The following is an 11,833-nucleotide window of genomic DNA, read 5'->3' on the forward strand; positions in this document are numbered from 1 at the left end:
TGTTTCTTGCATTCTTTATCCCGGCCTAAATGGAATCATTGCTGCATGCCCTAACCCCAAGCTTTTCATAAGGATTTATTAATGCACTTTTATAAAGCGTAGATCCTTTCGCTGCTATATGACCAGGTATAACAGTGAGGGTTTCCCCTCATTTTATCGATGTCGCGCTACTGACAGGCTTTATTACAGTGTGCCCACGAACATAAAAGGAGAGAGAAAATCATGGCGTTAACCACGATAAAACTTGGTGTCAGCCCGCTATGCTGGACTAATGATGTGCTTGAGGACTTAGGCGGTGATATTCCGCTAGAAACCTGTCTGCAGCAGGCGGCGCAGGCTGGCTATCTGGGTATTGAGCTAGGCCGAAAATTCCCGCGTGATGCTGATACATTACGCCCTTTGCTAGACGGCGTGGGGTTACAGCTGGCATCAGGCTGGTACAGCGGTTTTCTGGCAGACCGTAGCGTCGAAGATGAGCTGGAAGCCGTTCGGGATCATGCTCGTTTACTTCAACAACTGGGTGCCAGCGTGATGGTTTATGGCGAATGCGGCCAGTTGCCTGCCGAAGCACCGCTTGATGCGCCGCTGTCACAATCGCCCGCGTTAGGTGGGATTGATATCACCAAGTATGCACATAAGGTCAATGTTCTGGCCGACGTGCTGTTACGTGATTACAACCTAAAGCTCGCCTATCACCATCATCTGATGATGATCGTTGAGCATGCCGATGAACTGCAAGCCTTCCTTACTCACACACACGATAATGTCGGCTTGGTGTTTGACAGCGGTCATGCGTTTGCGGCGGGTGTCGATATTGCTTCAGTGCTGGAAAAATGGGGTCAGCGAATTGTACATCTGCACCTGAAAGACGTGCGCAGCGACGTGCTGGCACAGGTACGTGCACAGGACATGAGCTTTAATGACGCAGTGCGTGCCGGGCTGTTCACCGTGCCCGGAGAAGGCGCCATCAACTTCTCTCCGTTGATACGTTTTATAGAGCAGGGCCACTATCAGGGTTGGTTGATCGTTGAAGCAGAACAGGACCCAAATCGGGCGCCACCGCTTGCCACAGCCACTCGCGCTGCCGGATGGATGCGCGAGCATTTTGCTCTGACGCAACAATCGGAGGTGAATGCCTGATGAAAACACAACTGAATATCGGCCTGATCGGTTCAGGATTTATGGGGCAGGCCCACGCTGATGCCTGTCGTCGTGCTGCTATGCTTTATCCAAATCTGCCGTTACATCCCCATCTTTACGCACTGGCTGATCAAAATCAGGAACTGGCTGATGCAAACGCCAAACGTTTTGGCGCGGAAAAAGCCTACGGTGACTGGCGGGAGCTGGTTAACGATCCTGACGTTGATGTTGTCGACATTACCTCACCTAACCATCTGCACGTGGACATGGCCCTGGCAGCGATTGCAGCGGGGAAACACGTCTACTGTGAAAAGCCACTGGCACTGAATGCTGAACAGGCAAGAAAGATGATAGTCGCCGCCGCGCAGGCTGGCGTGAAAACTATGGTAGCGTTCAACAATATCAAGACACCAGCAGCGCTGCTGGCAAAACAGATTATTGAACGAGGCGAAATTGGTACGCCAGTACGGTTCCGTGGCACCTTCGATCAAGGTTTTTATAATGATCCAAACCTGCCGTGGTCCTGGCGCTGTTCACAACGTCTTGGTGGTAGTGGTGCATTAGGCGATCTCGGTGCACACACCTTATCTGTGGCCCAGTTTTTGATGGGTGATATCACTGAAGTCACAGCCAGCGCGCAAACCTGTATCACTGAGCGTCCCGTTCCGCAGGTGGATGCCGGTTATGCCAGTCACGTTGATGACAACGCAGAGATGCGCAGGGTAGAAAATGAGGATCAGGTACAGTGCCTGGTCAACTTTACCAGTGGGGCTGCGGGGGTGATTGAAGCGTCACGTATCTGTGCGGGTCGCATCTTTGGTGTGTTCTGGGAAGTCTCCGGCACCGAAGGTACAATCTATATGGATGGCGAGCGTTTCAACGAACTTCAGGTTTACCGCTTCAATGATGATAAGCACGACCGTGGATTTAAAACCCTTTATGCAGGAAGCCAAATCCCCGCCTATTCAGGTTTCTTTGGCTTCGATTTTGGTGGCGGAGGTCTCGGCTATTTCGACGTCAAAGTAATCGAGATGCACGATTTAGTGATGGGGATATGCAGCGACAATGACTGTTTCCCTAACTTCGCGTTTGGCCTGCAAAATCAGGAAATCCTGGCGGCCATTGAAACGTCAATGACTTCACGCCGCTGGGAGTCGGTTCAACGCTGAGAGCAGGTGCTTAGTCATAATGGCGGGACTCTCCCCGCCTTTTTTTGGTCATAACGTAGCCAACGCGACCTGACAGAAGCGACCTTCTGCCAGCGATATGACCGCAGCTTCGGCAATCGCCTGTGCCTTCAGCCCATCCTCCAGGCCGGGCAAATCAGTTACGCTTTCACCATTGAGGGAGCGGACAAAAGCGTCCAGATGAGCATAATAGGTTGCCTGCACTCGGCTGAACCAGTCGGGAAATAGCCCCGGTTGCTGGATCTGACTGCCTTGATAGCAGGTCACACCTTGAGGCTTTTGACTGCCTGATTCCAACATACCTTTAGCCCCCATCACGCTAATACGTTCATCGTAGCCATAACCGGTGCGGCGGGTATTATCCAGCTGCGCCAGCGCACCACGCTGCATCCGCATTAACAGGACGCTGGTATCCACATCGCCAAAGCGGGTAATTTCGGGCTGGACTAATGCACTGCCCATGGCTGCAACTTCGCAGACTTCGTCGTCCGTTAACCAGCGCAACAGATCAAAGAAATGAATCGCCTGATCGCGCATCTGGCCGCCAGACGCCTGCAAATAACTGAGTGGCGGCATTTCAGACGAGCGGCAGACCATCTGAATTAATTCTGCTTCACCAATGCGCCCCTGCCGGAGCTGCTGCTTGAGTTGTTGATGGCTGGCATCAAAGCGACGGTTAAAACCTACGGTAATGGCTACATTTAATGGCAGGACAGCATCTGCTACCCGACGCGCCCGATCCAGCGACAGATCTATCGGTTTTTCGCAATAGATTGCTTTGCCCGCACGCGCTGCGGCTTCAAGTAAATCTGCATGCGTCGGTGTGGCGCTGGCGATTAACACCATATCAATACTGTCATCCTGAATAGCCTGGCTTGCTGTTGCGCCACGGGTATCAAATCGTTGTGAAAACATATCAACACGCGACGGATCTGTATCGGCCACATAGACCAGTTCAATCCCGGGATGTGCAACCAGATTTTTTGCATGTACCTCACCAATAAACCCACAACCTAACAATGCAACACGTTGCTTCTTACTCATTTTTTGAACTCCGTCATATCCTTGGGAAAAGCTGCATCGTCAAGATAGCCTTGATGATTACACTGGCTAAACCCTGTTTTTGAGGTCTTTACCTCATTGGAGAAAAAATGAAAAAGATGTCCCTTCAGGAGGTAGCCAGGCGAGCAGGTGTCGGTCTGGCAACAGTGGATCGTGTACTCAATGAGCGTGGTGGAGTATCGCCGGAGACCGTTAGTAAAGTGTTGCAGGTGGCGCGTGAAAGTGGCCTTAACAGGATTTTGCCTGAGGAGCATCGTCATCCATGGCAGATTGAAGTTTTGCTTAGTGGTAATGACTCTTTTTTCTTTAAGCAGTTGGCACAGGACTTCAGCGATGTCGCCAGTAATTTGGGTTATCGACGGCTGACCTTACACCGCACTTTTATTCCAGAGTCGCAGCCTGAACGGGTGGCAAAACGCATTCTTGCCGGAAGCAAGACGCGTGATGGCCTGATCGTTTTTGCGCATGAATACCCAGCTATCTATGAGGCGCTGGAAACCTGCCAGAAGCGCGGCGTACCGGTTATCTCGCTGGTCACTGACCTTCCTGGCGCAGCGCGGCTTTGTCATGTTGGAATCAACCAGTTGCAGGCTGGCCGGACGGCAGGACATTTGATGGGCAGAATGCTTCATCAACCCGGTGAAGTGCTGATAGTGAGCGGACGCGTGGATTACAGCGCGCATCGACAGCGTATAGAGGGCTTTCATCATGTTTTATCCGAGCGTTATCCACATATCCACCTGCGAGAAGTGCTTGCCGGTCAGGAAGAACGTGACACCATCAGTAAAATGCTGGAGAAACAACTGATTAAGTCGGGCAACTTGCTGGGAATTTACAACACGGGTTTAGGAAATACCGAGATTGGCCAGGCACTGGCTCGTCATCGTAAGCTCAACTCCTGTGTGTGGATCACTCATGAACTCTATGCCACCACACATAAACTAATGGCTCAGCAAAGTATCGCGCTAACACTGGATCAAAATACCCGGCAACATGCTCAACTGGCACTAGAGCTCATGCTGCGTCATCTGGAAGGAGGCGAGAAACCGGATACCTACGCGGAGGGCAAAGTAGAGTTTGTGATTTATACCTCCGAGAACAGTGCTTAACGTAAATTTAAAGAATGATATTTGTTATCGGGTTATGAATGCGCAGATTTTCATATTATTGCCAGTTATAAGATCTCAATGGGCATTACTTTCTTTCGACAACGCAGTAGAATTAACCGAACCTTATAAAATTAAGACACTACATTTAACACTCTTGCATTCACATAAAATTGGTATCAAATATCTTTCTCGGAAGATCGTTAAATCAAAACAATCAAAACAATCAAAAGAATCAAAAGTGTATAGATGATTTTTTAGAGGACTTTTTAAATTAATCAAAAATGCATGATCGCATCACTCTTTATCTGAATATTTTAAGTAGCTTCTATCTGGCTCATTAAAATCTGATACCTCATAAAAACTCGGCAAGCCTATATCAATAATAAGTGAAAGGTAACAATTCACAGACAACACTTGTGATTGATGTGAACCCATCAAAATAAAGTATATGAAATGCTTGAGCTCACAAAATGAAAGTAAAATTTCATATAATATTTAACTCGGAATATAAATACCGGTAGGATGAGCGCTGCTTAACATTCTTAAATGTTTCTTAGCCGTTTTTACCAGGAGGTTTCATGGATAAAGAACTCTACATCTCGTCGAATCCTGCATCTGGCCCTAACAGCGCTACCCGTACTGAGCCGTTTGTTAAGATCATCGCTATCGTCGCCACGTTGGGCGGACTGCTATTTGGTTACGATACCGGTGTTGTTTCCGGCGCTCTACTTTTCATGCGTGGTGATTTAGAACTCACCCCCTTCACAACTGGCCTGGTTACGAGCTCCCTGTTATTTGGAGCCGCGTTTGGCGCGCTGGCTGCGGGTCATTTCTCCGACAGCGTCGGAAGAAGACGCATCATCATCATTCTTGCGATTATTTTTGCGGTGGGTGCAGTCGGTTCAGCCTTTGCGCCAGACGTGCAATGGATGATTGCCTCAAGACTATTTTTAGGCTTCGCCGTGGGTGGTGCTGCCGCCACCGTGCCTGTCTACATCGCTGAAATTGCCCCGGCAAATAAACGCGGTCAGCTTGTTACCCTTCAGGAGTTGATGATCGTTTCAGGGCAGTTGCTCGCCTACATCTCAAACGCAACATTCAATGATATATGGGGTGGGGAAAATACCTGGCGTTGGATGCTCGCCCTTTCTACCGTACCGGCCGTTCTGTTATGGCTCGGCATGATTTTTATGCCCGAAAGTCCACGCTGGCACGTAATGAAAGGGAACTCAAATGAAGCACGCAAGGTACTTGAAAAAACGCGTGCTGCTGAAGATGTTGAGTGGGAACTGGAAGAAATAGAAGAGACTATCGAGGAAAACCGACAACAGGGTAAAGGTCGTCTTCGTGATTTAGCCACGCCATGGTTGATGAAGATTTTCTTTCTCGGCGTCGGTATTGCCGCCATACAGCAGCTTACTGGTGTGAACACCATTATGTATTACGCTCCAACCATGCTTACCGCGGCTGGGCTGAGTAATGATGCCGCTCTGTTTGCTACTATCTCCAATGGTGTCATATCGGTTGTTATGACGCTGGTGGGTATCTGGCTAATTGGAAAGGTTGGGCGGCGTCCCCTCGTGCTGATTGGTCAGATTGGTTGTACCTGTAGCCTGTTCTTCATCGGTGCTATTTGCTTCTTTATGCCTGAATATCATCTTGGTGAGGTTAACTTACTTCGTGCTTATCTGGTGCTCACTGGAATGCTAATTTTTCTCTGCTTCCAGCAGGGTGCACTTTCACCCGTTACCTGGTTACTTCTTTCAGAGATATTCCCAGCCAGAATGCGTGGAATATGCATGGGAGGCGCAGTGTTCTCACTCTGGATCGCCAACTTTGCTATTTCGATGGCGTTTCCTTTGCTGCTAGCCGCATTCGGCCTTGCCGGCGCGTTTTTAATTTTCGCTGTTATTGGGATTGCAGGTAGCGTTTTCGTCATACGATTTATTCCAGAAACAAAAGGAAGAAGTCTTGAGCAAGTGGAGCATTACTTCTATGAGCTTTACAACCATAAAAAGCCGGCTCTAAATAAAATATAAGCCCTGCGCTAAGGATATATTTTTAATTAGCCGCAAGCCTGCGAAATGCTGATAAAAAAACACATCTTAGCGTTTTAAATTATTGAGAAATACAAAATCAGCCTTCAATTGATGAATTAACATTCAGGAATGCCTTATGTCTATCAATATCACTAATGACCGTTTCTGCATTAACCGAAAAATAGCACCGTCCGTCAGTATTGAACGTTTTTTCGAGCTAGTGAAAGAGCTTGGTTTGAATAAAGTTGAGCTTCGCAACGATATGAACGGCGGAAGCGTGACTGACGGTAAAGGTGGCGATGCGGTAAGGAACATGGCCGACAAAACTGCAATAAAAATCATCACGATCAACGCAGTATATCCCTTTAATCAGTTGAATGATGACGTTCTGAGTCGGACTCGTCAGTTATTGAGTGATGCACGTGACGTGGGTGCCGAATCCCTGGTGCTGTGCCCGCTTAATGACGGTACCCAGATCTCAGATGACGAAACGATTTCCGCATTGAAAACGCTCGCGCCTTTGTTTGCGGAATATGGCATTCAGGGATTGGTTGAGCCGCTGGGCTTTCCTCAAAGCTCTTTACGATCTGCCACTGTTGCCCAGTCCCTGATTAAACAAGCCGGTGTACCCTTTAAACTCGTTTTAGATACCTTCCATCATCATCTCTTCGAAGATGCTGAGAATGACTTCGAGCAGGATATTGATATTACCCAAATTGGCCTGGTGCATCTGTCTGGCGTGACCGACACGCGTGCGACTCACCTCCTGACTGATGAAGAACGCATCATGCTTAGTGAAGGCGATCTTCTTAAATCCAAAGAGCAGGTAAACAGGCTTGAGCAGATGGGCTATCGCGGTATTTACGCATTTGAACCGTTCTCATCTGTTATGGACTCATGGACTGAAGAAGATATTGCTCGTGAAATTAAGAACAGCATTCTTTTCTTGAATCAATAAATTGATATAGCAACGACAGGAAATAAACTTATGACGATTAATATTGGTGTTATCGGAACCGGCGCAATTGGACGTGAACATATCCGTCGTTGCAGTCAGGTTCTTCAAAACTCGCGCGTAGTGGCATTAAACGATATAAACCGCAGCAACTGCGAACAGGTGATTAATGAATTAGGACTTGATGCGCAAATTTACGACAACGCGCATGATCTCATTAACGATACTGCTGTCCAGGCTATCTTGGTGACATCTTGGGGTCCCACCCATGAAGAGTTTGTGCTGGCCTGTATCAAAGCAGGTAAGCCAGTATTCTGTGAAAAGCCACTTGCTGTTACGGCACAGGGTTGTCTGAACATCGTTGAAGCTGAAATTAATGCAGGTAAAAAGTTGGTACAGGTGGGCTTCATGCGCCCCTATGACAGCGGATACCGTGCCCTGAAAGAGGTAATCACCCGTGGAGATATTGGTGAGCCATTAATGCTGCATTGCGCGCATCGTAATCCCAGCGTTGGTGACGCTTACACCACGGACATGGCCATTACCGATACCTTAATCCATGAGCTTGACGTCCTGCGTTGGCTACTGAATGACGATTACGTCAGTGCGCAGGTTATTTTCCCGCGTAAAACACGCAATGCTTCATCACACTTACGCGATCCACAAATCGTGCTGCTTGAAACAACCCGGGGAACCCGCATTGATGTCGAAATCTTCGTGAACTGCGATTATGGCTATGATATCCAGTGTGAAGTTGTTGGCGAATTAGGTATCGCACGTCTGCCAGAACCCGTCTCCGTTCAAACGCGTAGCGCAGCAAAATTGTCTACAGCCATTCTCACTGACTGGAAAAAACGCTTTATTGATGCCTACGATGTAGAGCTGCAGGACTTCATTGATAACGTGGCTTCAGGTGAAATGACCGGACCCTCGGCATGGGATGGTTATGCCGCAGCTGTTGCTGCAGATGCCTGTGTCGCAGCCCAGAACTCAGGTGAAATTCTGCCTGTTAAGATGCCGCCGAAACCTGCTTTTTATGCCTGATTAGAGTATGACTCCGCTTTACGGTGTGGCCGCGGTTATCGTGGTCTCGCCATATCATTTTTAATGCTCATTGAAACACGGCCCGCACTTAAATTTGCGTATTAAAAAAGGGTTCATGACCAGAATGAACCCTTTAAAATCCTCAGCCTATCAAACCAGTCAGGCTTTATCCGTCGTCATGATATGAGGACATCATGTCACCTTAATGGGCTGCCATCTGCGGTTTTAACTTCAGTAACTTCCGGCTTTCGGTAACATCTTCTACCGGGACAGCCGTTGCCGCATTACCCCAACTGTTTCTCAGATAGGTTGCGACAGCTGCAACCTGCTCATCTGATAATTTCCAGTCAAAGGCTGGCATAGCACCGCTGGTAGGATTGCCGACAGTCACCGCGCCACGCCCACCCTGTAGAATCGTTGTGATAATGGAAGATGCATCTTCAGCCATCAACCCTGAGTTACCTGCCAGGCTCGCTGCAAGGTTTGGAATGCCTTTACCATCACTATTATGGCAGGCAGTACAGTTAGCTGAATAAACGTTTTCACCCATTTTCATTTGGGCATTACTGATTGATATCGCCGCTGGCGCTTTATTCTTTGAAGCTGGAACAGCTTTCAAATAGACAGCAATCGCACGCAGGTCTTCATCTGTCAGGTGTTGGGTGGAATTTGTTACCGCTTCAGCCATCGGACCAGAGGCTACCGCAACGTGGTTACTGCCAAGCTTCAGGTAATCGATGATTTGATCCTGGCTCCAGCGGCCAATGCCTGTATACGTGTTAGGGGTGATGTCGGGAGCATGCCACTCGGCCAGGTTACTTCCTTGTAGATAGTCGCTGGTATCACCACCAATGATATTTTTGGCTGTATGGCATGCAGCACAGTGCTCCAGACCTTCAACTAAATAGGCGCCTCGGTTCCAGATCTGGGACTTTGCAGTATCAATTTGAAAACCCTGATTTTTGAAGAACAGCAGGTTCCACCCCATCATTGCCAGACGGATGTTATAAGGAAAACTCAGGTTAGTCTCTGGCACTTTATAATTCACTGGCTTGACTGACCGCATGTACATCCAGAGATCGTGCATATCTTTATCGCTGATTTTTACATACGCATTATAAGGCATGGCTGGATAGAGGTTTTCCCCTTCCTTACCTTTGCCATGACGAACGGCACGGTAGAAATCGCGTTCGGTCCACTTGCCAATACCGGTTTCTGCATCAGGGGTGATGTTGCTGGCATAGATACCGCCAAAGGGTGTACTGATTGAGTAACCACCGGAAAATGGCTGCTTGCTTTCGGGCGCAGTGTGGCAGGCGATACAATCTCCCGCAACAGCCACATAGTGACCACGCGCCACTGATCCGCCATCAGATGCGGAGGGAGGCTGGCTGGTCAACACGTCAGTGCTGGCAACATTATCTGATGACGTATCACCATTTTCCCACAATAGAGCAGCAGCAACGGTGGCAGCTACAACAGCAACCCCAGCGATAATCGTTGTCTTTTTCATATCACACCTTTACCAACGGGCCGGGATTTTTCAGGTACTGTTCAAGGATGGCTTTTGCTGTCCACAGGCTGAGCGCGCCAATCGTTCCGGTCGGGTTATATCCGGCATTGTTTGGAAAAGAAGAGGCACCCAGAACAAACAGGTTGTGCATATCCCAGCTTTGCTGATAGCGGTTGAGTACGCTGGTTTCAGGATCAACGCCCATTACTGCACCGCCGATAGTGTGGTCACTTGCGAAGTTATACGGTGAGTAATGGCCTGACGCGGAATTGGTACCAATAACAATTTTTGCGCCCATCGCTTTACCAATTTCCACACTCTTCTCTTCGATAAACTTTGCGGAAAGACGATCATTATCGTTGTAGTCAAAAGTGACACGCAGCAGCGGATTGCCGTTATCATCTTTGTATTCTGGGTCGAGATCGAGGTAGTAATCCTCATGAGAGAAACTGGTGCCCTGCCCAAAGATGAACGTGCCATTCTGGAACGCGTGGGTATAAGCCTTTTTCCACTCTTTACCCCAACGCGGCGTACCCGGAGGAAGAACATCAGCATTGCCTATGGGCCTGGCACCACGTGCAACAACCAAAATGCCGGCACCACCAATGAAGTCCATCCCGGTGTGATCGAAATTATCGCCGTTCCAGTCATCAACTTGCTGTGAAAGTGCCCCAGCACCGATGTACTGATTTAAGTTTTCATCTTCGAAGAATAAGCTGGCACCAGATACCGTCTGGAAGCTGTACGCTCGCCCTACTACACCCGTTTTGCTTACAGGGTCGTAAGGTTTACCAATTTTAGAGAGAAGCAACAGGCGGACGTTCTGCATCTGGAAGGCAGAAAGGATGACGATGTCAGCGGGTTGGTCCCACTCTTTTTTATTTTTATCAACATAAGTCACACCAGTAGCAGTCTTGCCGTCAGCAGATTTATTAACACGCACTACAGCGGAATCAGTCAGTACGGTGAAGTTTTCACGCTGCATTAAAGCCGGAATAACACAGGCATTAGGGCTGGATTTTGAGAAGTTACCGCAGCCATAGTAGAGGCAATAACCGCAATAGGTACAAGGTCCCATCCTGACACCCAACGGGTTCACATAAGCGCGTGAAGCCTGGCCTGCAGGAACCATAAAGGGATTCAGGCCCAGAGATTTTGACGCGTCACGAAAAATATCGGTTAAGCGCATGCCTTCAAGCGGCGGCAAAGGATATTCAGTGCTACGGTTGCCCTCAAATGGGTTGCCGTCTGGAACAATTTCACCGTTGAGTTTTCCCGCTTTACCTGAAACGCCTGCGATACGTTCAAAGCGATCATAGAATGGTTCAAGCTCGTCATAGGTCACTCCCCAGTCCTGAAGAATGATGCCTTTAGCAATCTGCTTTTTACCGTAGCGCTTTACAGTTTGGCTGTAGGGCTCAAAGTCGAAAGGCGTAAAGCGCCATGCCATGCCCGCCCAGTGTGTTCCAGAACCGCCAACGTTATATCCCAGCTCATTCAGGTTCCAGTCACGCGAAGGCAGTGCGGTTTGCGTTGTGTTATTGCGAAACGTTGTGGTTTCAACTGCGGGTGGCAGTAACATGCGGCGGCGGGTATCCCAGCGCAGTTCGTCAGTATCAATCGAAGGGGGAAAATCAGTTGCGGTTTCAAACCATGGGCCGCGCTCAATAGCGACGACATTTAAACCAGCACGTGTTAACTCTTCGGCGATTAAAGAGCCACACCATCCCAAGCCGACGATGGCAACGTCAGCTTTTGGTCGAATATTTTTCATTTTAAAACTC

General features: G+C 48.7%; 9 protein-coding genes. 6 read left to right on the forward strand and 3 right to left on the reverse strand.

The features are described from left to right. Window positions 1–222 precede the first annotated feature (222 nt). Both iolE and ACF2G4_RS23070 read left to right on the forward strand, forming a co-directional pair. The gene (gene iolE, locus ACF2G4_RS23065; protein ID WP_409076489.1) at window positions 223–1,140 is read left to right on the forward strand and encodes a myo-inosose-2 dehydratase; all 918 of its coding nucleotides are present in this window, start codon (window positions 223–225) and stop codon (window positions 1,138–1,140) included. Then, the gene (locus ACF2G4_RS23070) at window positions 1,140–2,309 is read left to right on the forward strand and encodes a Gfo/Idh/MocA family protein (RefSeq protein WP_409076490.1); all 1,170 of its coding nucleotides are present in this window, start codon (window positions 1,140–1,142) and stop codon (window positions 2,307–2,309) included. Before iolE ends, ACF2G4_RS23070 begins: the two co-directional genes overlap by 1 nt. Window positions 2,310–2,357: 48 nt before the next feature. Here the strand turns inward: ACF2G4_RS23070 and ACF2G4_RS23075 are convergent, their stop codons facing one another. Beyond that, on the reverse strand, window positions 2,358–3,371 hold the full coding sequence (locus ACF2G4_RS23075) for a Gfo/Idh/MocA family oxidoreductase (protein WP_409076491.1): 1,014 nt from the start codon (window positions 3,369–3,371) through the stop codon (window positions 2,358–2,360). A 107-nt stretch (window positions 3,372–3,478) separates the two neighbouring features. Here ACF2G4_RS23075 and ACF2G4_RS23080 point away from each other — a divergent pair, with 107 nt between their 5' ends. From ACF2G4_RS23080 to ACF2G4_RS23095, 4 genes are all read left to right on the forward strand, one after another. Beyond that, window positions 3,479–4,498 carry a LacI family DNA-binding transcriptional regulator gene (locus ACF2G4_RS23080; protein WP_409076492.1) on the forward strand — a complete coding sequence of 340 codons (1,020 nt, stop codon included), beginning with the start codon at window positions 3,479–3,481 and terminating at the stop codon, window positions 4,496–4,498. 578 nt (window positions 4,499–5,076) lie between these two features. Beyond that, window positions 5,077–6,537, forward strand: coding sequence for a sugar porter family MFS transporter (locus ACF2G4_RS23085; RefSeq protein ID WP_215845120.1), 1,461 nt, complete (start codon window positions 5,077–5,079; stop codon window positions 6,535–6,537). Between the two features lie 136 nt (window positions 6,538–6,673). Continuing rightward, window positions 6,674–7,495 (forward strand): TIM barrel protein, encoded by an 822-nt coding sequence (locus ACF2G4_RS23090; protein ID WP_279234078.1) that lies wholly within the window; start codon window positions 6,674–6,676, stop codon window positions 7,493–7,495. Between the two features lie 30 nt (window positions 7,496–7,525). Beyond that, complete coding sequence (locus tag ACF2G4_RS23095) at window positions 7,526–8,536, forward strand: Gfo/Idh/MocA family protein (protein WP_243080047.1); 1,011 nt, start codon at window positions 7,526–7,528, stop codon at window positions 8,534–8,536. A gap of 202 nt (window positions 8,537–8,738) precedes the next feature. On the opposite strand, the gene ACF2G4_RS23100 is transcribed toward ACF2G4_RS23095, so the two are convergent. Together ACF2G4_RS23100 and ACF2G4_RS23105 are read right to left on the reverse strand one after the other, a co-directional pair. Further along, complete coding sequence (locus ACF2G4_RS23100; RefSeq protein ID WP_409076493.1) at window positions 8,739–10,049, reverse strand: c-type cytochrome; 1,311 nt, start codon at window positions 10,047–10,049, stop codon at window positions 8,739–8,741. A 1-nt stretch (window position 10,050) separates the two neighbouring features. Continuing rightward, window positions 10,051–11,823, reverse strand: a complete 1,773-nt coding sequence (locus ACF2G4_RS23105) for a GMC family oxidoreductase (RefSeq protein ID WP_409076494.1) — start codon at window positions 11,821–11,823, stop codon at window positions 10,051–10,053. Between the last annotated feature and the right edge of the window lie 10 nt (window positions 11,824–11,833).

It is taken from the genome of Pantoea phytostimulans (assembly GCF_046118715.1).
Classification (GTDB): domain Bacteria; phylum Pseudomonadota; class Gammaproteobacteria; order Enterobacterales; family Enterobacteriaceae; genus Pantoea; species Pantoea phytostimulans.